The 24,523-nt window shown below is 60.1% G+C and carries 12 protein-coding genes; 8 read left to right on the forward strand and 4 right to left on the reverse strand.

Translation table 11 applies throughout. The annotated features are described in order from the left end of the window. The first annotated feature begins 2 nt into the window (after positions 1-2). The 4 genes from gltB (at position 3) to AAID99_RS02250 (ending at position 12,872) form a co-directional block, all read left to right on the forward strand. Complete coding sequence (gltB, locus tag AAID99_RS02235) at positions 3-4,523, forward strand: glutamate synthase large subunit (protein WP_188425147.1); 4,521 nt, start codon at positions 3-5, stop codon at positions 4,521-4,523. 221 nt (positions 4,524-4,744) lie between these two features. Next, positions 4,745-5,680, forward strand: coding sequence for a Gfo/Idh/MocA family protein (locus tag AAID99_RS02240; protein ID WP_188425148.1), 936 nt, complete (start codon positions 4,745-4,747; stop codon positions 5,678-5,680). A gap of 158 nt (positions 5,681-5,838) precedes the next feature. After that, positions 5,839-10,854 (forward strand): alpha-2-macroglobulin family protein, encoded by a 5,016-nt coding sequence (locus AAID99_RS02245; RefSeq protein ID WP_188425149.1) that lies wholly within the window; start codon positions 5,839-5,841, stop codon positions 10,852-10,854. Between the two features lie 74 nt (positions 10,855-10,928). Continuing rightward, positions 10,929-12,872, forward strand: coding sequence for a transglycosylase domain-containing protein (locus AAID99_RS02250; protein WP_498493013.1), 1,944 nt, complete (start codon positions 10,929-10,931; stop codon positions 12,870-12,872). 9 nt (positions 12,873-12,881) lie between these two features. On the opposite strand, the gene AAID99_RS02255 is transcribed toward AAID99_RS02250, so the two are convergent. From AAID99_RS02255 to AAID99_RS02270, 4 genes are all read right to left on the reverse strand, one after another. Further along, positions 12,882-14,282, reverse strand: coding sequence for an efflux transporter outer membrane subunit (locus tag AAID99_RS02255; protein ID WP_498493015.1), 1,401 nt, complete (start codon positions 14,280-14,282; stop codon positions 12,882-12,884). Next, positions 14,279-15,439, reverse strand: coding sequence for an HlyD family secretion protein (locus AAID99_RS02260; protein ID WP_498493017.1), 1,161 nt, complete (start codon positions 15,437-15,439; stop codon positions 14,279-14,281). Before AAID99_RS02260 ends, AAID99_RS02255 begins: the two co-directional genes overlap by 4 nt. After that, on the reverse strand, positions 15,436-16,977 hold the full coding sequence (locus AAID99_RS02265; protein WP_498493019.1) for a hypothetical protein: 1,542 nt from the start codon (positions 16,975-16,977) through the stop codon (positions 15,436-15,438). The genes AAID99_RS02260 and AAID99_RS02265 overlap by 4 nt, the downstream gene beginning before the upstream one ends. A 224-nt stretch (positions 16,978-17,201) precedes the next feature. Continuing rightward, positions 17,202-17,564: a DUF6525 family protein gene (locus AAID99_RS02270; RefSeq protein ID WP_498493021.1), complete on the reverse strand. Its 363-nt coding sequence runs from the start codon at positions 17,562-17,564 to the stop codon at positions 17,202-17,204. 93 nt (positions 17,565-17,657) lie between these two features. Here AAID99_RS02270 and AAID99_RS02275 point away from each other — a divergent pair, with 93 nt between their 5' ends. From AAID99_RS02275 to AAID99_RS02290, 4 genes are all read left to right on the forward strand, one after another. Then, on the forward strand, positions 17,658-19,106 hold the full coding sequence (locus tag AAID99_RS02275; RefSeq protein ID WP_498493023.1) for an AMP nucleosidase: 1,449 nt from the start codon (positions 17,658-17,660) through the stop codon (positions 19,104-19,106). Positions 19,107-19,228: 122 nt separating this feature from the next. Next, positions 19,229-21,040, forward strand: coding sequence for a M3 family oligoendopeptidase (locus AAID99_RS02280; protein WP_498493025.1), 1,812 nt, complete (start codon positions 19,229-19,231; stop codon positions 21,038-21,040). Between the two features lie 3 nt (positions 21,041-21,043). After that, on the forward strand, positions 21,044-22,411 hold the full coding sequence (locus tag AAID99_RS02285) for an ABC1 kinase family protein (protein ID WP_188425156.1): 1,368 nt from the start codon (positions 21,044-21,046) through the stop codon (positions 22,409-22,411). Positions 22,412-23,224: 813 nt separating this feature from the next. Further along, complete coding sequence (locus tag AAID99_RS02290; protein WP_498493027.1) at positions 23,225-24,340, forward strand: Tle-like phospholipase domain-containing protein; 1,116 nt, start codon at positions 23,225-23,227, stop codon at positions 24,338-24,340. Positions 24,341-24,523: the final 183 nt, after the last annotated feature.

Consider the following 24,523-nt stretch of genomic DNA (forward strand, 5'->3'; position numbering starts at 1 on the left):
CCATGACCGAGAAGAGCTATATCGAGTCCTATCAGGACAATGTTCGCGCCCTCGAAGGCCTTTACGATCCGACCATGGAGCGTGATGCCTGCGGTGTGGGTCTTGTGGCTGCTCTTGATGGCAAGCGCCGTCGCGACGTGGTGCTGGCCGGTATCGCCGCATTGAAGGCACTGTGGCATCGCGGTGCGGTCGATGCCGATGGCAAGACCGGTGACGGTGCCGGCATTCATGTCGAGATCCCGCAGGATTTTTTCGCCGAGGCCATCCATAGCGCGGGTGACGATCATATCGAAGGGCGCATTGCCGTTGGCATGATCTTCCTGCCCAAGACCGATCTGGCATCGCAGGAAGAAGGTCGTGCCATCATCGAGAGCGAAATTCTCGATTTCGGTTACGGCATCTATGGCTGGCGCCAAGTGCCGATCGATACGGCCTGCATCGGCGAGAAGGCCAATGCGACGCGTCCCGAGATCGAGCAGATCATGGTGCGCAACCGCCTCAACCGCTCCGAAGCCGAGTTCGAGCGCGATCTCTACGTCATTCGCCGTCGCATCGAGAAGGCAGCCGCCAAGGCGCATGTCGATCTCTATGTGTGCTCGCTCTCCTGCCGCTCGCTCATCTACAAGGGCATGTTCCTTGCCGAGAACCTGACGGATTTCTACCCCGATCTTCTCGACGAGCGTTTTGTGTCGCGCTTTGCGATCTATCATCAGCGCTATTCGACCAATACCTTCCCGACCTGGAAGCTGGCCCAGCCTTTCCGCCGTCTGGCGCATAACGGCGAGATCAACACGCTTTCCGGCAACGTGAACTGGATGCGCAGCCACGAGACCCGTCTCGCGAATGCCGAACTCGACCCGTACATGAACGACCTCAAGCCTGTGGTGCAGGCTGCGGGGTCGGATACGGCGATGTTCGACAACGTGTTCGAGCTGCTCACCCATGCCGGTCGTGACGCCCCCATGGCCAAGACGCTCATGGTGCCGGCCAGCGCCGGTGGCAGCGCGTCCATGACGGACAAGCATCGTGCGTTGTTCTCCTATTGCAATGCCGTGATGGAGCCTTGGGACGGTCCGGCAGCCATTTGTGCGACAGATGGTCGCTGGGTTGTCGCCGGTCTGGACCGCGCCGGTCTGCGCCCGCTGCGCTACACCATCACGCAGGATGATCTCCTGATTGTGGGTTCTGAAGCCGGTATGGTGCGCGTGCAGGACGCTAATACCCGCATGAAGGGGCGCCTCGGGCCGGGGGAGACGCTCGGTCTGGATCTGCAGGAAGCCAAGCTCTACGCGCCGCAGGAACTGCTCGACCTTCTGGCTGAGCGTCAGGATTTCACGGCCTGGACGAAGCATATCCGCAATATCAGCTCGGTTGTGCGTGGCGATGTGGCTGAGCCTGTTCTGTTCACCGCCGACCAGCTGCGTCGTCGCCAGCTGGCCATGAGCCTGACCCATGAGGAGATGGAGACCATTCTCCACCCCATGGTCGAGACTTCGGCAGAGGCCATTGGTTCGATGGGTGACGACACCCCGCTTCAGGTGCTGTCGAGCACCTATCGCGGGCTGGCGCATTATTTCCGCCAGGGCTTCAGCCAGGTTACCAATCCACCTATCGATTCCCTGCGCGAAATGAACGTGATGAGTCTCGTCACGCGTCTGGGTAATCTGGGCAATATTCTCGACCAGTCGCCAGAGCAGTGTGACCTGCTTCAGCTTCCGAGCCCGGTTCTGACCACGGGTGAATTCGAGGCGCTGCGCAATTTCTGCGGCAAGGATGGTGCGACGGTCGACTGTACCTTCCGTGCAGCCGATGGTGAGGCCGGGCTGCGCGATGCCATCGCCCGTATCCGCCATGAGGCGGAAGATTATGTGCGTGGCGGTTGCACCCATCTCTTCCTCTCTGATGAGGGACAGAATGAAGAGCGCGTTGCGATCCCGATGATCCTCGCAACCGCAGCCGTGCATATCCATCTCGTGCGTCAGTCGCTGCGTACTTTCACCTCGCTCAATGTCCGTTCCTCCGATGTGATGGACGTACATGGCATGGCAGTGACGGTGGGCGTGGGCGCCACGACCGTGAACCCCTATCTGGCGCAGGAATGCATTGCCGATCGTCTGCAGCGCGGACTATTCGGCGATCTCTCGCTGCGTGAGGCGGTTGAGCGTTACCGCAAGGCGCTCGACAAGGGCCTGCTCAAGATCATGTCGAAATCCGGCATCTCGATCGTTTCGGCCTATCGTGGCGGCTATAATTTTGAAGCCATCGGTCTGTCGCGCGCGCTCGTCGCCGAGTTCTTCCCCGGCATGCCGTCGCGCATCTCGGGCATCGGCCTTCCGGGTCTGGCGCGCAATGCGCTCAAGGCTCACGAAACCGCCTACGCCGGTGGCGTCGATGCGCTGCCCATCGGTGGCCTCTACAAGCTGCGTCGCAAGGGCGAGGTGCATGCATTCAGCGGGCAGCTCATCCATATGCTGCAGACCGCGGTCTCGACAGACAGCTTCTCGCTCTTCAAGCGCTATGCTGATGCCGTGCGTCGCCAGCCTCCGACCGCCCTGCGCGACCTGCTCGATTTCCGCCGTGTGCGGGAGCCGATCCCGGTTGAGGACGTCGAGAGCATTACGGCGATCCGTCGTCGTCTCGTGGCCCCTGGTATCTCGCTGGGCGCACTGAGCCCGGAAGCGCATGAGACGCTGGCCATTGCCATGAACCGCATCGGTGCCAAGTCGGATTCGGGTGAGGGTGGCGAAGATGCGTCGCGCTTCACGCCGCGTGCGAATGGCGACAATGCCAGCTCCAAGATCAAGCAGGTGGCGTCTGGCCGTTTCGGCGTCACGGCGGAATATCTGAATAATTGCAGCGAGATCGAGATCAAGGTCGCCCAGGGCGCCAAGCCGGGTGAGGGCGGGCAGCTGCCCGGCTTCAAGGTGACGGAACTTATCGGCAAGCTGCGCCACGCTACACCCGGCGTGACGCTGATTTCGCCGCCGCCGCATCATGACATCTACTCGATCGAGGATCTGGCTCAGCTCATCTACGATCTGAAGCAGATCAACCCGGAAGCGACTGTGACGGTCAAGCTGGTCGCCCGTACCGGCATCGGCACCATCGCCGCCGGTGTGGCCAAGGCCAAGGCGGACGCGATCATGATCTCGGGTCATTGCGGCGGCACGGGTGCCAGCCCGCAATCCTCGATCAAATATGCGGGTTTGCCCTGGGAGATGGGGCTGACCGAGGCCAATCAGGTGCTGACCCTCAACCGTCTGCGCCATCGCGTGACGCTGCGTACCGATGGCGGTCTTAAGACCGGTCGTGACGTGGTGATGGCAGCCATGCTGGGCGCTGAGGAATTCGGCATCGGCACGGCAGCACTCGTTGCCATGGGCTGCATCATGGTGCGCCAGTGCCACTCCAATACCTGCCCGGTGGGTGTGTGCGTTCAGGACGAAGCGCTGCGCGCCAAGTTCGAAGGCACACCCGAGAAGGTTATCAATCTCTTCTCCTTCATCGCCGAAGACGTGCGTAACATCCTGGCAGAACTCGGCTTCAAGAGCATGGAAGAGATCATCGGGCGCACAGATCTGCTGCGTCAGGTCTCCCGCGGCGCCGATTATCTCGACGATCTGGATCTGAACTCCCTTCTGGTTCAGGCCGACCCGGGACCGGATGCGCGTTATTGCACCCGTGAGGGACGCAATGAGGTGCCGGAAACGCTCGATGCGCAGGTGATTGCCGATGCAACGCCGCTTTTCGATCATCGCGAGAAGCTGCATTTGCACTACACGGTGCAGAACACGCATCGTGCCATCGGCACTCGTGTATCGTCGCTGATCACGCGCAAATTCGGCATGAAGACCCTGCCCGAGGGGCATCTGACCCTGCGTCTGCGTGGGTCAGCCGGTCAGTCGCTCGGCGCCTTTGCCGTGCAGGGGCTCAAGCTCGATGTCGTTGGCGATGCCAATGACTATGTCGGCAAGGGGCTTTCAGGCGGTACGATCGTTGTCAGGCCGTCTCCGACAGCGCCGTGGCGCTCGGAAGAGAATGCCATCATCGGCAACACCGTGCTTTACGGGGCGACCGCAGGCACGTTGTTCGCGGCAGGTCAGGCGGGTGAGCGTTTCGCGGTACGTAACTCGGGCGCAACGGCTGTCGTCGAAGGCTGCGGTTCGAATGGCTGCGAGTACATGACCGGCGGCACGATCGTGATCCTGGGGCAGATCGGCGATAATTTCGGCGCAGGCTTTACCGGTGGCATGGCGTTCGTGCTCGACAAGAACGAGGCGTTCGAGGCGCGGGTAAATCCGGAAACCCTGCTCTGGGGCCGCGTCGAGGCAGGCAGTGAATGGGAAGAGACGCTGCGCTCGCTCGTGCAGCGCCATGCCGATGAGACCGGCAGCGCCTATGCGGCCGAGTTGCTGCACCGATGGGATCGTGTTCTGCCGCATTTCTGGCAGGTTGTGCCGCGTGATTACGCGCGCATCATCGGTTACGAAGTCCCGCAGGAGCCGCAGGCGCTCTCGGCCTGACGGGTTTATCTCACGACACAAAAAGGGCCGGTATCGAAGGATACCGGCCCTTTTTTAATGCGGTTCGCCCCCCTGTCATATCGAGCCTCTGCTACGGATCGATAATCATTTGCCCATGAATTGGCTTTGTTTCCTTATTATTCACCCCCCGGCCTTCTGGGTTACGTTCCCCCTACGCTCCGGTGATGGTCATCGCGGAGACGATCGGGAATGAAGCGCGGATGATCCGTATAGCCGTTATCGGGGTAGGGCAGATTGCCCGGCAGCAGCATCTTCCCGCACTGGAAAACGATCCGGATTTTACGATCGTAGCTGCCGTCTCACCTGTGCCGGTGGCGCTCGATGTGCCGGTCTTCGCGACACTTGCAGAGCTCAGGCAATGCGATCTGATGATTGATGCTGTGGCGCTTTGTACGCCTCCGGCTCTGCGCTACGGACTTGCCCATGAGGCCCTTGCTTCGGGGTGGCATGTGCTGCTTGAAAAGCCACCGACCGTTACCCGATCTCAGGCAGGATCATTGTCCCGTCTGGCTGATGATCGTGGACTGACGCTTTTTGCAGCCTGGCACTCTGTCTATGCGGCCTCCATCCCGGTACTCAGGGAAATACTGCCCGCACTATCAATCGAGCGCGTGACAATCGCCTGGAAGGAAAATGCCGAGAAATGGCATCCTGGTGCCGACTGGCTGTGGCGGGATGGAGCGCTGGGTGTTTTCGATGCCGGGATCAACGCTCTTTCGATACTCTGCTCCTTGTCGCCCGAAGTCATTCTCTACGATACGGCTCTCCTGTCTTTTCATGGTGATCAGCGTGCGCCCTCTCAGGTCAGGCTTGCGATGCGTGGCAGCGAGACCGGTCTGCCGATCTCGGCAGAATTCGACTGGCGGCATGAGGCGGCAAGCGAGATATGGGAAATCGTCTGGTATGCCGGAAATGGGGAGACAGTGATCCTGTCAGAAGGGGGCGCGCGGCTTCATCGCGGCTCCCGCGAGATCGTTCTGGCAGAGGCGCGCGAATATGCAGGGGTCTATCGACATTTTGCGGCGCTGATCCGGGAGGGGCGATCTTCTCTCGACCTGCGTGCGCTCGATCTGGTGACCGATGCCTTGGCGTTCGGGACGAGGCAGAATCCACAGAGATATTTACGAACAAATTGAAACTATTGTAGTCTTCATCTGTCATTATTATTTCAAATTATCAAATAACGATCACATCCACGGGTATAGTGGTCGAAACCGGGTATGGGGAGACTTGCCGATCTTTCGAATGATTGTCATCAAGAAGTAACGGTAATTCGTGGTTCTGGATGAAATTGATGAAAAAATCGGCGCAGAAACGATCGCTCGGCATGATCACCATCGGCCTGCCTCTTGCAGTCATGCTGCTTTGCAGCACTGCTGTTCTGGCAGAGCCCATGCAGTTTCGACGCACGCTGCTCAATACAGGTGGCAAGAGTCCTGAATTGTGCCTGCGTTTCGCCAAGTCGCTGGATAGCAAGGCCGGGCCTCACTACGCCGATCATGTCAAGATAACGCCCAGCCTGCGCCCGGATATCAGGGTCAGCGATCACGATCTCTGCCTGGGCGGCCTGGCCTGGAGCACACGCTACAAGGTCAGCCTCAGCAGCGGCATTCACGACGCCCAGGGGCGTATTCTCGCCGATCCGATCTCGGTGAGCATAGCCACGGGAGATCGTACGCCCAGTCTCAGCCTTGCCGGAGAGGGTTTCATCCTGCCGCGTCGCAGCGCTGCGGGTCTTGATGTGCAGACGGTAAATATGGAGCGGGTGAGGCTCAGCGTCTGGCGTCTGTCTCCCATCGCGGCCCAGAGCATGACGAGCATGGATACCTATCCAAGGGTCGACACAACCCAGACGTCGCTCGAGACCTATGAGTTTGAAAGATTGCGCAGCACGCGTCTGAGCCAGGTCTGGTCAGGTACGATGGAGACGCGGGGAGCCCGCAATGCAGGCGTCGTCACCGCTTTTCCGATCGCCAAGCTGATCGAGGGGCAGAAGCCGGGCCTGTATCTTGTGACCGCCGAGAATGCCCTTACGCCCAAAGGCGACAGCCGCATTGCAGCGCCATTGCCGAAAGCGTCGAATGGATCAGACGATAGCGACGATTATGGTCTGCCTATCGCTGCTCACTGGGTAAATGTAAGCGACACTGCCCTGACCACGATGCGCGGCACAGATGGTCTGCATGTCTATGCGCGTGCCCTGTCGACCGCGCTTCCGCTCAAGAATGTCACTGTGCGCCTTGTGTCTCAGGGCGGAGACGATCTGGGCAAGGCGGTCAGCGACAGCGAAGGGCAGGTTGTTTTCCCTGCCGGTCTGATCAAGGGCAAGGGGGCGGATCAGCCCGTCACGCTTCTGGCAACCAGCCCAAATGGAGACTTCACGAGCGTTTCACTGACACAGGCCTGGTTCGATTTCTCCGACCGGGGGGCAGAGGGCCATGTGGCTCCGGGGCCGCAGCAGGCTGTGATCGTCACGGATCGCGGTATCTATCGCCCCGGCGAGAGCGTGAACACGACCGTCCTGCTGCGTGACGCCCAGGGCAAGTCGCTCGACACCCTGCCATTGACCGTCATTCTGCGTCGTCCCGATGGCGTGAAGGCACAGACACTTGTGCTCAAGCCGCAGGAAGGCGGCGGTTTTCTCAACAGCTTCGCTCTCTCTCCCAGCGCTGCTGCAGGAAGCTGGTCGCTTGAGGCCTATGTCGATCCGACCTCGCCGCCGATTGGCCGTGCTTCTGTCCTTGTGCAGGATTTCGTACCGCAGACCATTGCTGTCGAGGTAAAGCCCGGAAAGAACGAGCTGACCGAAGGTCAGGGGCTGCCGATCACGATTGAGGGGCGCTATCTTTATGGCGCGCCTGCTGCACATCTTCACGGCGAAGGGCTGGTGCGCATCCTGCGCGATGAAGAGCCTGTGCCGGGTCTGAAAGGCTTTGTGTTCGGTCTGGCAACCCAGAATTTCAGCCCCGACCAGCAATCCGTTACGGTGCCGGACACCGATGATGCCGGGCAGTCAAAGGTTTTGGTGTCACCCGATCTTCCTGGCGGTCTTACTCTGCCGATCAAGGCGGAAATCAGGGTGAGCCTGTTCGATCCCTCGGGACGTAGCGTTACCAAGACCCTTTCGGTGCCAGTCCAGCGGGATCGGCTGCTTATTGGGATGCGGGTCACAACGCCGCCGATGGGAAGCGAAAACGCGACCCAGCCCGTGCCGGTCGAAGCGATTGCCCTGACCCCTGACAACAAGCCCATCGCGTCGCGCGCCCTGACCTGGACGCTGGTGCGCGAGAATGAGACTTATGACTGGATTTCGGAATCGCGCGGCTGGCATTTCGTCCGCCATGTGATCGACGAGCCGCTCCAGCACGGCACAGTTACGACCGATGCGCAGGGCCGCGTGCATTTTGCGCCTGAGCTCGATGGCGGCCGTTATCGGATGATCCTGACGGACCCGACGACAAATGCGGCAACGTCTCAGCGTTTCACCACGGGATGGTGGTCTGACAGCAGGGAACGGCCCAACGCTCCCGACCGCCTGAGCGTTTCCGTGCGTGACAAGGTGCTGCCTGTCGGTGGTCAGACAATCGTGCATGTTCAGGCGCCCTTCGCCGGTGAGGCGCAGATCGTGATTGCGACCGATCGCGTGCAGAGCGCCAAGACGGTCATCCTGCCCAAGGGTGGGCTTGATATTCCGGTCACGGCGCAGGCTGACTGGCCCGGTGGGGCTTATGTGCTGATCACGGCATTCCGTCCGCTCGACACACCCGCTCGCGCCCACGAACCCTCGCGGGCCGTGGGGCTGGCCTATATCGGGCTCGATCAGGCGGCGCACCGGCTGAAGATTGCCGTCGAGACGCCACAGGTCATCCGGCCCCAGACGAAGGCCACGCTGCCCGTGACCATTCAGGGTGGCAAGCGTGTGCATTTTGTGGTGTCGGCTGTCGATCAGGGTATTCTCGCCCTTACGCAGTGGAAGCTTCCCGATGTGTTCGACCTGGTCTACGGGCGCAGGGCTTTCGGTCTGGATGTGAAGGACAGCTACGCTCATCTCATGACGCCGGTCGGGCAGGCAGGATTGCTGCGTGAAGGCGGAGATGAAGGCGGCGAGGGGGGAGGGCTCTCCGTCACCTCGACCCGCATCGTCTCGCTTTTCACAGGCGTCATCACGCCTGATGAAAGCGGTCATGCAAGCATACCGCTCGATGTGCCCGATTTTGAAGGCACGTTGCATCTGATGGTAACCGCCTGGTCCGATGACGCGCTCGGTTCGGCAGAATCTGATCTTCTGGTCAGGGACCCCGTCTTTGCGGATCTGACCCTGCCGCGCTTTCTGGCGCCGGGCGATGTGGCGACCAATCTGGTCTCGCTGGTCAATACCGAAGGGGCGGCTGGCCGTTATGCGGTTACGCTCAGCAGCACTGGCCCCGTTCACCTGACCGGTGCAGCCAAATTCGATGCCGATCTGCAAAAGGGGGGGCGTCAGTCGTTTTCGACATCCATGCAGGCCGATCAATCCGGAATCGCCCATCTGACGGCGAAGCTGGCTGACAGGCAGGGCCGGACCATTCTCACCCGCAACTGGGATCTCGAGGTTCGTCCGGGCCATCTGCCGATTACGCAATCGACCGAGCAGAAACAGGATCCAGGCCAGAGCTATCAGGCCTCTGCCTCTCTACTCTCCCAGTTCGAACCGGGCAGTTCGGCCGTGACACTCGGCTATTCGGGTGTGCATGGGCTCAATACGATTGCCCTGCTCCAGAATCTCGAGGCCGGCTATGGCAATGATACGACCAGCCTAGCAGCCTCCGCACGCGGTCTTCTGGCTTTCAAGGGGCATGAGGCTCTGGCGCGCCTGACTGTGCCTGAAGGGGCAAAGAAACGGATCGACACCGCTATTTCCATGCTGGTCGATCGTGAAGATGCCGGGGGGCGTTTTGGTTCCTGGCGTCTGAACGATGGCAGGCTTCTCCCATGGGAGCAGATCTATGCCGTCGATTTCCTGGTCCACGCGAAAGAGGCAGGATATGCGGTGCCTCAGGACTCCCTGGATCATGCGCTTGACTGGCTCGTGACATCGCAGGCGCAGAGCCCCGGTATTGACGATCGTCATGCAGATAATTCCGAAAACGCTGTCACGCCGGAGACAAGGGCCTATGCGCTTTATGTTCTGGCGCGTGCTGGCCGTCTTGATGCGCCGGCCCTGCGTGCTCTGGGCGATAGCGCCTCGGCGCGTGGCATGGGCGGATCGAGCCGCGTTTTCTGGGGAGACACCGTGGCAAATGCGACCTTTGCCGATGCGCTGGCCCTTGGTCATATTGCGGGCGGTCTGGCGCTTGCCAATGAGCGTCCCTCAAGCAACGCGCTTTTCGCTATGGCTGTCGATGCTCTTGGCCCGACCCTGTCCGGGCGTCCGTCGATGCTCGACCCCTATTACTGGGTCTATCTGCGTGATCTCGGCGGATTGGTGTCGCTGGCTGCAGAGAGCGGCAATAACGGTCTTGCTCAGAAACTGACGGATCGCTTCGGTCTGCTCGATGTGCCGGTGCCCTGGATCAGCAACGCGACCACCACCGCCCTGCTTGAAGCGGCTTCGGCCATGAACAAGCCCGATCCGGCGCGCGGTATTGCCATCAACGGTGTCGAACAACCCCGCCCGATTGCTCTGCCGCTGGCCGTTTCTCCCGATGCTGACAAGCTTGATGGCACAAAACTGAGCAATACCGGCACCGTACCGCTCTGGATGACAGTCACGGTTACCGGAACACCCAAGGAGGCGCCCGAGGCGATCAGCAACGGCTTTACGGTGAAGGTCTCGACCGTCACGATGGATGGCGCGCCTTATGACCCCGCCAAGGGCAGTCAGAATGACCGTTTCCTGGTGGTGATCGAGGGCAAGTCGCAGGATCGCAACGCGCATCACTGTGTCCTGACCCAGCTCCTGCCCGCAGGATGGGAGATCGAGAGCGTCCTGCGCGGCCGGGAAGCAGAGGCTGTTCGCGACGGGGAAGAAGGGAGTGATTCAGACGCGCCCGATCCCAAGGCTGGTCCGTCTTTCCTTGGCGAGACGACGCAGACAAGTGCTGTGGCGCTCAAGGATGACCGTTTCTTTGCCGCTTTCGATTTGCGAGGGGGCACCTACAGCCCGTCTTCGAGCCGTCTTCTCGGGAGTAATGACTTCAGGCTTGCCTATATCGTGCGCGCCGTCACGCCGGGTCAGTTCCTGCTGCCTGAAACAGTCGTACGTGATCGCTTCAGCCCGGCCCTGATGGGGCGGAATGCGGCTGGCCGGATCGTCATCGCACCGCGATGACGGGTCTTGACCAGCGAGCCGGTTCGAGGCGCAGAAGATTTCTGCGACGCGGACTGGCAGGCGCCTCTCTGGCAGTGCTGTGTCTTGCTGGCGGTCTTCTGGCCGCTGACCGGCTTCTGCCGCCGGATATGAGCCGGGCCGAAAAACAGGCCCTGTTGATGCAGGACATGCGCGGCGAGGTGCTCGACGGGCGTGTCAGCCCGGATGGCGCCTGGCGCTTCGCCACAAAGCGGGAGGCGGTCGACCCGCGCTATCTGGCGCTTCTGCTTCAGGTTGAGGATCGTCGGTTCTGGGTTCATCCGGGGGTCGATCCGCTGTCGCTTCTGCGGGCGAGCTTCCAGCTGGTCACACGTGGCCATATCGTTTCCGGCGGGTCGACACTGGCCATGCAGACGGCGCGTCTGCTTACCCCGCACAGGCACAGCCTGCGCGGCAAGATCTTCGACATGCTCCGTGGTGTGCAGCTTGAGTGGCGCTATGGCCGGCGCGGTGTGCTCGATCTCTATCTCACCCTTGCGCCCGAAAGCCGTAACATCGAGGGAATCCGGGCGGCCTCCTTGCTTTGGTTCGGGCACGAACCGCTGCATCTGGGCTCGGAGGAATCGGCCCTTCTGATCGTGATGGCGCGTCATCCCGAAAGCCTGCGCCCCGACAGGCATCCGCAGGCTGCGCGGGCAGCGGTGGCGCGGCTTCTCGCAACACAACCCGCCGAAGGCTGGGTGCGTCGTGGGGCAATGCCCTATACGCTGCATATCGGTCATGCCGTTCATGAAGCGCCCGGACCGCTCCTCTGGCAGTGGCGCAAGGGCGTGCGCGGCGTGTTTCAGACGTCTATCGACCGTCGGCTCCAGGCCAGTATCGCGGGTATTCTGCGTGACACGCCCCCACCATCTGGCGGAACCTGGGCAGTGCTGGTCGCGCGCCGCGATGGCAGCATCGCTGCCTGGCAGGGCAATGCGGGCAATGACTGCTCGGGCTGTGCTGCCGACATGATCACCGCTTGGCGCTCGCCCGGTTCGGCGCTCAAACCCGCCATCTACGGCATGGCCTTCCAGCTCGGTCTGCTGGCGCCCGATACGATCATTCAGGACCGTGCCAGCCATTTCGGTGGCTACGCGCCACGTAATTACGACCGTATTTTCCACGGTACCACGACCGTGCGTACGGCTCTGCAGCGCTCCTATAACCTGCCAGCCGTACGGGCACTGGATATGATCGGGGCGGGCTATTTTGCCGGCACGCTCGATGCTGCCGGTATCGGGCTCAAACTGCCGCCCAATACCTCCCCGAGCCTGGCTCTGGCACTGGGTGGCGTCGGCATTACTCCGCTCGATCTGGGCAGGCTCTATGTCGCTTTTGCCAATCAGGGAGTCTCGCGCCCGCTCAGCTTAGATTGGCCGGTCGAGCCCGCACCCGGCGCGCGTCTGATCGGGGCGAGGGCGAGCCGACAGATCCTGTCGATTCTGGGCGGCGCTCCCTTGCCCAAAGGTCGGGTGGTCACAGGTGAAGACAGGGTGGCTTTCAAGACCGGCACGTCCTATGGCCAGCGCGATGCCTGGGCAGCGGGGCTGCGTGGTGACTGGACTGTCGTTGTCTGGGGCGGGCGCCCCGATGGCACGGCAGTGCCCGGTATCACAGGGCTCGGTACGAGTGCCCCCCTGATGATGCATGTTTTCGATATCCTGCCCGAAAGCGGCACTCTGCCAACCGACACGATGCCGGTTCAGGCAACGCTTTCTCCCGCCTTGCAGAAACTTGGCGAAAAGCGCGGCCCCCAGATCGTGCAGCCGGTCAATGGCGGCAGAGTGGAGTGCTTTGCCGAAGATGGTCATGTCACGCCGCTTGGTCTGGTTGCGAGCGGTGGTGTCGAGCCCTATCGCTGGCTGGTCAATGGTGTGCCGCTTGATACGCCCATAGGGATTACGCCTTCATGGACACCTGACGGCCCCGGCTTTGCCCATATCGCCCTTGTTGACGCGACCGGCGCCGGGAGCAGCGTGGATATTCGTGTTCAGTAGGTGAGGGGCTCACGGCTTGCTGGCTGGTGCCGTATAGCCGCCTCCGACCGCCTGATAGAGTGTAGCGAGTTCGGCCAGGCGTGAGGCCCTGATCTGCACCGTCTGCAGTTCAGCAGAAAGGGCCGCGCTCTCTGCATTGGCGACGTCGAAGTAATTGACATAGCCTGTGCTCAGTTCCTTTCGCGCGTCCTCAAGCGTGTGCTGCCTGCTGCTCAGGCTGCGCTTGAGGCTGACTTCCTGCGCTGCCAGATGCGTGGTTCCGGAAAGCGCATCCTGCACCTCACGGAAAGCCTGCACTGCGGTCTTGCGATAGGTCCAGGCGGCCTGATTGCGCTGCGAAACAGCAATGCTTTCCTTGGCACGCAGGGCGCCACCCTCGAAGATCGGCGCAAGCAGACTGCCGCCCAGGGCCCAGATCGTTCCGGAAATCGGTCCACCCCCACCGGCTGTGCCGATACCGGGATTGATCACGATATCGGGCAGGAAGGCCGCACGCGCCGATTTGAGACTGTGATCTGCCGCGACAATCTGGTCGGCAGCAGAAATGAGATCGGGCCGGTTTGACAAGAGCCGGGCAGGGACCGGAGCGATGACAGGCGGCAGGCGCAGGGCTTCAAGAGGGAGCCCCGCTGTAAGGGGGGCGATCTGGTCTCCAGGCATGTCACCGAGCAGCACGCTCAGAGCGTCTTCCTGCTGGGCAATCTGCAACCGAGTCGACGCGATCTGTGCTTCCGCATCGCTGACCAGCGCGTCGGCCTGATCAAGCGAACTGATTTTTTTATACCCCGCCCTGAGCTGATGGGTCACTCGGGTCTGTTCGGCCTGTCTCACGGCCAGATTGCGTTCGAGAATGGTGAGCGCGCTGCGTGACGCCTGAAGCGAGACATAGGCCCGCACTGTGTCGCTGATCAGAGCGAGCCTGACTGTCTCGCGGTCGGCTTCGCTCGACAGGGTCTGCACCCGTGCCGACCGCGTCTGTTCGCGCAGCTTGCCGAACAGATCGAAATCGAAGGTCAGTGTGCCACCCAGAATGTACTGGCTGAAATTCTGTCCGATCAGATGGCCGTTACCGACGCCAAGCCCATGGCCATCGATATGCGGCAGCTGGGCACTGAGGGCGAGCCGCATCTGCCCGCGCGCCTGAAGCACGCGCTCTGCAGCAAGGGCGAGGTCAGGGTTGTTTTCAAGCGCGCGGGAAACGAGTGCCACCAAAACCGGATCGCCGAACTGGCTCCACCATTGCGGGTCGAGCGTCGTCCCGGGCTGGGCTGCAGTGCCTTGCCGCCATGTTGCGGGGGCTGTCACCTCAGAGCCCCGGGGCATGATGAAATCGCCTTTCTGGCAGGCGTTCAGAAACAGGGGCAGTGCTGCCAGCCCTGCCATGAGCGAGGCACGGTAACGGGCGCTCACGGTGTTGCTTCCCCGGGGTGTCTATGGTCGTGGCCGGTATCGGCTGGCGTCGCGACATAGCTCTCGACCGACATGCCCGGCGCGAGGCGCTCGGCATTGGGCTGGTTGGGGTCAATAGCGATATAGATGCCGATGCGCTGAGGAATTTTCACGAAGTTGCCGGTCGCATTATCGGGCTTGACCACGGCAAATTCAGAACCTGTGGCGGGCGCGATACGAAAGACGCGCCCGGTGAATTTCTGTCCGTTGAGGCCATCGACCGTGAAGGACGCCGCCTGACCGACCCGAATATTGCCCGTCTGGGCCTCCTTGTATTCGGCTACCACCCAGCGTTCGTTGGGAACGAGCGAGAAAAGCGCCGTGCCTGCACCGACATAGGCGCCGATATGGGTGCCCCCCGTGCGGCCGATCACTCCGTCGCTTTCCGCATGGATATGGGTGCGGTCGAGATCGATCTGTGCCGAGAGCAGGCTGGCTTCTGCCTGGCGCACATTCGCGCTCAGGACCTGCTCCTGGATATCGGTCGCTTTCACGTCTGCTTCTGCGGCGCGCACATCGGCCAGGGCCTGCCGCAGCGAGGCCTCGTCCGAACGCCAGCTATCGAGCCCGGCATCATATTCCTTCTGTGAGACGCTCTGATCGCCAACGAGCGCGGCCTGCCGACGATGATCGGCGCTGCTGCGCGTCAGATGGGCGCGCGCGGTCATGAGCGCCGCCTGTCGCTGGTCGAGCCGCGCGCGGGCAGAGGCCTGATTCTGCCTGTTGTTGATCAACGCAGCCTGCTTGCTGCCCAGATCGGCCTGCGCCTGCGCCACGCGAGCCTTGTAGGTGCTTTCATCGATCTGAACGAGAAGCTGCCCTTTATGCACGGTGGCATAATCGGTGACGAATACCCCCTCGATATAGCCGGGTACCTGCGGGGCCACGATCATCACATGGCCCTGCATATAGGCGTCATCGGTGCGCACCCCCTGCTCGCCGAAGGGCGCAAGGTCGAAGGCGGCCAGAATGCAGGCAATGGCGATGACGGCCAGAAACGAGACGATCGCAAGCACGAGAAGGTTGCGCCTGGGCGGATGCCAGACCGGCGCCGGAGAGACAGACGGGGCTGTGCGGGTATCATGCGCGTCGGCAGGGGCGTTGGGCGTTTGGGTCATGACGGGTGTTTTGCCGAGATTTCAAGGAGGTATTTGCAGAGCATCACGAGCGCGATCAGTGCCACGGCGCAGAGAGCAAGAACGCTGACAAAGCCGAAGACATTGAGATAGCCCATGACGGCGGACTGATCGGACAGTGTCTGCGAAATCGAGGACAGGCCCTGATGGGCTGCGGCGAGGGAAAGCGAGGTCGTGTCGGCCATGCGCGACGAGAACCCGACCATCGCGTAGTTCTGGTAGTAATATTGCATACTGCCCAGAAGTGCTGCGCCCGTGGCGCTGCCGATGCTCTGCGTGATGGCGAAGACATAGATGGTCGAGATGAAGTGGCTCGTATCCGATCTCAGGACCAGGATGATGCCGTAGAGCAGGGCAGGGCCGACAAAGAGCGTCGTACCGAAGCCAAGCAGGGTTTGCGAGACATAGACATCGCTCGGTCGTGTCAGGCCGTTACTGCCTGAATCGAGCCAGGAAGCCAGGGCGATCGCCAGCAGGGCGACAACGCATTGTACGGGAATGAGCCGTGGGGAAAGGGAGAACGCCATGGCCGTAATGCCGGCAATCATCCCCATGATCACGAAGAGATAGAGCGTGTGATACTGGTCATTGATCAGCCCGGCGTGGGAAAACAGGCCGATCACACCCGTGCTCTGCTCTGAAAGCAGCAGGCGTTCCATGATGGCGACAAGCCCGAAGCGCAGAATGGTTCCTGTGCTGAGCCAGTTAATCTGTAGCAGCGGGCGCGTGCGGCAGAACTCGACGCACAGGGCACACGCGCCGGAAGCGACCAGCCCGACCAGAAGCCAGCCGATCCAGGGGGTATCCGTCCACCACATCGTGCGACCGAGCGTGAGTACGGCAGCAAGGCAGATCGACACCCCCAGCAGGAGCACACCAGACAACCAGTCCATGGGTTCGAAGACTTTTCCCATGTTCGTGGTGGGGAGAGGCAACAGCAGGACGAGGGCGAGTTGCAGGGCGCCCAGCGCCGTGGCGATGCAGGCAAAGCCGAAATTGCCGGAGCCGGTCAGCAGGTCTACCGGAACGAGCGCTGCGATCGGGTTGGCCAGTTGCAGGCTGGCGATGGCAATGGCGATGGCCTCCACCCGATGCGATTTCGGCAGGGCCTGAATAAGGTAGTAAACGCCTCCTGCGACATTGGTCGAGACCATGAGACCGCTGCTGACGCGGTTGATCATGAGCGTTGTAAAACCAGGCAAGAAAATCAGCAGGAGGCCTGTGGCGATATTCACGCCCAGCAGGCTGGTAAGGAAAAACATGATTCCATATTGCTGACGCCCCTTGATCACCACGAGATTGGCGAAGGCGGCGGCGGCTACAAAGCCTGCGACCAGCCAGGTGGCCTCTGCCGCACTCAGCCCGGCCTCACCAGCGGCATTGCTCAGATTGCCGGAGAACAGAGAGTTCTGGGTCGAGGCGGCGATGGGCATGAAGATGCCCATCAGCGCATACAGAACCCGCCGCCACATTGGATGATGAGCGATATAGGGCGCACCAAGAAGTGGTGGCCGCTCCATGCCGGAAGTTGAACTTCCAGTAGTCAGAGGAAAACGCCTAGATTTTCTGAAATTCTCACAATATCGCGAGGCATTCTATGCCATGCGTTCTGCGTGAATTTGGAGCGAAATCCGTCGAAGAAGGAAGTATTTACAAGTATGTAATGCATGGCTTCTGCTCAGTATGGCAGAGAGCACTGGAATCAGGGTGTGACAAATGAGTGATGACCGGTGAGCCCTGCTTTTCACTCGGCGGCGGGCAGGGCGCCATAGCGCATGGGCGTTGCCCCGGCATCAAGATGGGCAAGGGCGCCGTGACGCTCGGTAAAGGCCTCCTGCTCGAGGCGCTCGCAATAATCGAGATAGCGTATCATGGCGCGCTCGGCGCGTGGCGTTGCGCCATGCACCTTCTTGTAATGTCGCCAGAGAATAAGCGCATTGACCGACCAGGCGTCATAGACATGCTCGGCCAGACGACGGCGTATCGAAACCGGCAAGGCGTCGAAAGCAGCCCAGGGGTCACCCTCATAGCGGCGCCACAGCGCCTTGCGGCAGGTGCCGTCATTGGTGATGGAAGCAGGAGCATTTCGTGGGGCAGAGCGTAGCATATAGTTATGTTATAACATAACTATATCGACGTCTATCACTGACCTGAACAACAGGCTAGCCTGTCGCAAGACGGTGACACCCGGAGGTGCAGGATGAGCGTAGCAGGACAGGACAGGTTATTCGATCAGGTGGGATCGGGCTTCATGCCGTTTCATGACGCTGAAGCCGCGCTCGACCGTATCGAGGCCCTTTACGAAGAAGGGGTGAAGCGTCTGCGTGATGCCTTTGCGTCCCGTCAGCCCGCTGAATCGTTCTATCCCTATCTCGCGTTTCCGCTTCAGCGCGGGTCTATTCCTCATGACGTCAAGCCGCGCTTCGGCGTGCTGCTCGAACCGGGCTTCTACGGCACGACGCTTACCCGGCCGTCATTGTTTCGCAGTTACTGGCGCGCGCAGATCGAGAATCTGATCGAGTGCTATCGGCAGCCTGTGCATGTGGGTCTGTCCAGACGTCCCATGCCGCTGCCTTACGTGATAGAAGACGCAGTGACCGGTCTGACCGAGGCCGATCTGAAACTGCTGCAGGACAATTACGCCCTGCCTGATCTGCACGCGACAGACGATACCATTGCCAATTGCGAGATCATCCCCGACCCGGCCGCGCCTCGAGCCCTTGCGCTCTTTACCGCCGAGCGCACGGATTATTCGCTCGCGAGACTGCATCATTATACCGGCACGGCGCCGCGTCATTTTCAGCGTTTCATTCTGCTGACCAATTATCAGCGCTATGTCGACGGGTTTCGCGATTTTGCGCGCACGCAGATCGATGCCGGAGGTGAATATCACGCCTTCGTCGAGCCGGGTGACGCGGTCTATACGCGCGATGGGCAGGAGGGGCAGCCTGTCGACTCATTGCCGCAGATGCCGGCGTATCATCTGTGCCGCAAGGATGGTGATGGCATCACGCTGATCAATATCGGTGTCGGCCCGTCCAACGCAAAAACCATCACCGATCATCTGGCCGTTCTGCGGCCCCATTGCTGGCTGATGGTCGGCCATTGCGCCGGGCTGCGCCGCACACAGGTACTGGGTGATTATGTGCTGGCCCATGGCTATGTGCGCGATGATCATGTGCTCGATGACGATCTGCCGACCTGGGTTCCTGTGCCGCCCATCGCAGAAGTACAGGTGGCGCTGCAGGAAGCCATGCAACGCGTGACAGGTCTGGAAGACCGCGACATCAAGACCCGGCTACGTACCGGCACTGTGCTGACGACCGATAACCGCAACTGGGAGTTGCGCCTGCGGGCCCTCTTCACCCAGATCAACATGAGCCGTTCGATCGCCGTCGATATGGAATCTGCGACCATTGCGGCGAATGGTTTTCGTTTTCGCGTACCCTACGGCACATTGCTTTGCGTTTCCGACAAGCCGCTTCATGGTGAACTCAAGCTGCGTGGCATGGCCAATGCTTTCTATCGCGAGCGCGTCAGCCAGCATCTGATGGTTGGCATAGAGACCATGAGGCTCCTGCGCGAGCGTGGGGTCGACAGCCTGCATTCGCGCAAGCTGCGCGGCTTCGACGAGCCCGCTTTCCGCTGATCCAGTACAGCCCCTCACCAGAGAGGGGCGCTTCCCTCCTGCCGCCCCGGCAAGCATTCGCGGCGCAGGAGGGTCTTTGCCCAATCAAGAAGACCCAATCAAGAAGACAAGGACATCGTTTCATGGCTCAAGCCGACAGCGCCTCACTGCCCCGCTGGGATCTCTCTGATCTTTATGCCGGGCTGACCGATCCGGCGATAGAGCGCGACCTGGCCGCATGCGATGAGGAAGCGCGTCTCTTTGCCGAGAGATGGAAGGGCAAGCTGGGCACGGCAACCGGAGCAGCTTTGGTCGAAGCAATTGCCGAATATGAACGCATCGACCAGCGCATGGGGCGTCTTGGGGCTTTTGCGCAGCTCAGTTTTGCTGCGCATACCAGCGATCCCGAGACCGGGCGTTTCTCGCAAGGCATGACCGAGCGCCTGACGGCCATCTCGTCGCATATGCTGTTCTTCACGCTCGAGCTGAACCGCATCGAGGAAGACGATCTGGCGCAGCGTCTGGCAACGCCCGAACTGGCACGCTGGGCACCGTTCCTGCGCGATCTGCGTGTCTGGCGCCCCTATCAGCTTTCAGACGAGGTCGAGCAGGTGCTCGTTGAGAAATCGGTCACGGGGCGAGCCTCCTGGAACCGTCTGTTCGACGAGACCATGGCGTCTCTCACCGTCACGCTCGATGGCGAGACGCGCCCACTGGGTATGGCGCTCAACCAGCTTTCCAGCCCAGATCGTGAAAAGCGCCGTCTCGCAGCGGAGGAAGTCAGTCGCGCGCTTGGGGCCAATCAGCGTCTTCTCGTGCTGATTACCAACACACTGGCCAAGGACAAGGCGATCGAGGACGGGTTGCGTGGTTTCCCGCGTCCGTCTTCGAGCCGTAATCGCGCCAATATGGTCGAAGATGAGGTCGTCGAGGCTCTGGTCTCTGCTGTCGATGCCGATTATGCGCGTCTGGCCCATCGTTATTACAGCCTCAAGGCAGGCTGGCTCGGCCTCGACAAGCTGCAGCACTGGGACCGTAATGCGCCGCTCCCCGGTGATGAGGATCGCCTGATTCCGTGGGAAGAGGCCAAGTCGATCGTGCGCGACGCCTATATGCGCTTCGACCCGCGCCTTGGCGCGCTTGTCGGCCAGTTCATGGATAATGACTGGATCGATGTGGCGCCGGTGCCGGGCAAGTCATCGGGGGCGTTCGCTCACCCGGTAACGCCTGACACGCATCCTTATGTCCTGCTCAATTACCATGGCCGCAGCCGCGATGTGATGACGCTGGCGCATGAGCTGGGCCATGGCGCGCATCAGCTTCTGGCGGCGCGTCAGGGTTATCTTCAGTCCTCAACGCCTCTGACCCTTGCCGAAACCGCGTCTGTATTCGGTGAGATGCTGACATTCCAGGCGCTGCTTGATGCCGAGACCGACCCGGCACGACGCCGGCGCATGCTGGCAGGTAAGGTGGAGGACATGCTGAACACGGTAGTGCGTCAGATTGCGTTCTATCAGTTCGAGGTCAGGCTGCATGACGAGCGCCGCAAGGGCGAGCTGTCACCCGAGCGACTGGGTGAAATCTGGCGCGAGGTGCAGACACGAAGCCTTGGCCCGGCATTCGAGTTCACCCCCGATTACGACACCTACTGGTCCTATGTGCCGCATTTCGTGCATTCGCCCTTTTACGTCTATGCCTATGCGTTCGGCGATTGTCTGGTGAACGCGCTTTATGGCGTTTATCAGGGCGAGACACAGGGGCAGGGGGGAACAGCTGCGTTTCAGGATCGTTATGTCGCGATGCTGGAAGCAGGCGGGACCAGGCGTCACGCCGAGCTTCTGGCGCCTTTCGGGCTGGATGCCACCGATCCGGGCTTCTGGCGCAAGGGGCTGGATGTGATTTCAGGCTTCATCGATGAGCTCGAAGCTCAGGACAAACAGGACAAGAGCGCATAAGCGATGAGTAACTCCAAAGATCTGGACCAGACTGGCCTGTTCGGTGAATTCAAGCGCATGGCGCGGGCCTCGAGCACGGTTGGCGGCATCGCAACACGCGTGATCGGCAACAAGCTCGGGTTCAAATCCAATCAGGCGATCCATGCCAATGATCTCCGTGCGGCGCTGGGCGGGTTGAAAGGCCCGCTCATGAAGGGCGCGCAGATTCTCTCGACCATCCCCGGTGCCCTGCCGGAGGAATACGCCAACCAGCTTGCCGAATTGCAGGCCAATGCACCGCCCATGGCCTGGAGCTTTGTGCGTCGTCGCATGATGACCGAGCTTGGCGCAAACTGGGAGCGGCAGTTCCGCTCCTTTTCCCATCAGGCTGTCGCGGCAGCGAGCCTCGGGCAGGTGCATCGTGCTGTCACCGCAGAGGGGCAGGAAGTGGCCTGCAAGCTGCAATATCCCGATATGAACGCGGCTGTGGAATCCGATCTGCGTCAGTTCCGCGTTGTTGTGGGGCTGGTCCAGCAATTTCTGCCCGCCATCAAGCAGGATGAAGTCGTACGCGAGCTTGAGGAACGCCTGCGCGAAGAACTGGATTACGAGCGCGAAGCCTCGCATATGCGGCTCTATCGCGACATGCTTCAGCATATTCCCGAGGTGACGGTGCCCCTGCCAGTCGAAGCACTTTCGACTAGGCGATTGCTGACCATGGAATGGGTGTCCGGACGTGGCATCCAGAAAATTCTCGATACCAATCCCAGCCAGGAAGAGCGAAACGCCATTGCGACGGCTCTTTTCAAGGCCTGGTATACCCCGGTCTATCGCTACGGCATCATCCATGGCGACCCGCATATGGGCAATTTCACCATCCGCCCGGACTGGGGCCTGAACCTGCTCGATTTCGGCGCCATTCGGATCTTCCCGCCCCATTTCATCAAGGGCATCATCGACCTCTTCAATGCCCTGCGGGATAATGATGAGGAAATGGCGTTTGCCGCCTATGAGGCTTGGGGCTTCAAGGGAATTTCACGCGATACGGCATCGGTCCTGAATGAATGGGCGCGATTCATCTACGGCCCGCTCATGGATGATCGGGAACGATTCATTCAGGAGAGTGACGACCCCAATTTCGGACGTGATATCGCCGAGAAAGTCTATGAAGGGCTCAAGCGTACGGGGGGTGTGAGACCCTCGCGAGAATTCGTGCTGGTGGATCGCTCGGCGATCGGCCTCGGCAGTGTCTTCCTGCGGCTGAAGGCCAAGCTCAACTGGCATCGTCTGTTTCAGGAACTGATTGCCGATTTCGATGAGGTCGCTTTGGCTGAACGTCAGAAGACCGCTCTGGCCGCCGCTCGCGTCCCGCCGCCACTTGAGGGCTTGTGACTCCCCATAGAGCAGTAGGGGTTCTTTCGCTGAGAGCGCGTTACGGTTGACCTCTGATCATGAAGTCAACCGGTGACGTTGGGGCGTGTGATTATCATCGCAGCAAGGCTTGGCACTCGGCCAGAAACGGTCGTCACATGCGACATACGGCATCTCCATAGACGGTGATCACTTATCATAAATGCGCAATCGCGTTCTGCACGGCAGGACCTTGGAGACCTGGTTGTCTCCAGGCCGGTGCGTATTCAATCCTGAGACTCGGGGGTTTTTCAGTAGTTGGGCCTGATCAGGCTCGATAAAAAAAACCAGATACGGTCAGCAACGCCGCGCTTTTTGTTGGCGCTAAGCAGCAGGGCAAACCTTTTCGCAGAATTCATGACGTCGCGTGCCTTGCCCCTGAAAAGTACGACGCCTCCAGGTCTCGCACGAGGTAACGACGTCATAGATCGAATTCTGGTGAGTATAATGTCGCAATATATAGCGTATAAATAAAAAATTAATCTATACAAATAAACGCAAAAAAATACATATTTTAGTAAACCATGTATACTATTTTAGTTATTGATTTGTGCACGGTGCTTTCTTGTTTTTGACTGCGGCCTTCATTATTCTTTGGCGATGAAATTATGGTTTTTATCGTCTGAGGCGACGTCATCCTGCGGTTTGAATTTTTAATCATCAAATCTTGATCATCATGACCTCTCTTTTCCGTATTTGGTTTTAAGAAACAATACTATTATTACCTGGTAATTGTTTGTCTTTTACAAATAGATTTTTTTAAAAAACCCAAGCAAAAACAAAAAGGCTGCGGCTATGTCTGGTCTGGTCAAGAAAATCTGGGAAGACGGGCGTCTCCTTGCTGGAGCGATCATTCAGGGTGCTAACGAGCTGTTCAATATGACGGGGCTGAATAATTTTTTCAGCCGAGTGGCAGCAACAGCGCAATCCCTTATTGGTCATACGACGCCGACCGATCTTTCGGTCCTGCATGATAATACTGTTATCAAGGCGCCGGAAAATCAGGATCTAGGCAAGAGCCCGACAGCCTCGCAATTCCTCAATGCGGCCAACGCCAGTTACACGGTGACTGGCACACCTGAGGGCATGAAGCCTTTGCTTGTCGATGGTAAACAATTGGCTGTGACGGATCTGGGCAGCGCCATGTCAGCGAAGGTCTGGCTGACCGATCAGAAACAGGTCATCATTGCCTTTCAGGGTACGACGGGGGGCGATAATATTGTTCTGAACCCGCTGGTGGCGCTTACGGGTGTGGCATCCGACATTCAGGTTTGGAACCAGACAGTGTCGCAGGCCCAGAAAGATGCGCTCTCATTCACGCGATATGTCGTGGATATGGCGCAGAAATCAGGCATCGACACCAATAATATCTTCCTTACGGGTCATTCTCTGGGCGGCATCGAAGCGTCCTACGTGGGACAGCAGACTGGGTTAGGGGGAATGTCATTTGAGGCGACGGGCATTCCCGATGCAGTTGCTGCAGTCGGTACAGGAAAGAACTTCGTGAGCGTTGTGACCCATGGTGACCCTGTCGGGAATTATGCGTCAGACACAGAAAAAGGCTCCCCTTTTGTGACGGCGATGAAGCCGGGCGCCAACAACGCCTTCAATCATTACGGCAAAGTCGTCATGCTCGGCGCGCCGGAAGACAGCGTGAAACTCAAGGCGAAACTCGATGACTGGAATGCGAGCAGTTTCAAGAATATTGCGTCCCTGATCGACGTCGTGCCGGATTTCATCAAGTTCCATCTGCCGGGCACGCAGGCCGCCGACATGGGCATCAAGTTATCGCCGCACTCTATTCTCGCCGACGCTATCGTTACCGGCCACGGTCCCGTGCTGCCTATAGGGGATAGTAATCTGTCGCAAATCATCGGTCCCTCAGCTCATCAGAACAGCTTCTTTGCTTGAGCGTGACTGATCAAGATCGTTGCCCGGCAGTTCCGTATCGCGAGGTGCCGAACTGCCAGACGGGAAATACTGGAACCTGCTTCAATGCGTCTTTTGCGGAGCCGCAGGTGATCCCGGTTTCCCCCCTGATGTGTCTCTGGAAGGTGTAAGAAACGACCGGGCAGTCGCTCTGATGTCAGTCCT

Source organism: Asaia sp. Ae19-3 (assembly GCF_059801175.1).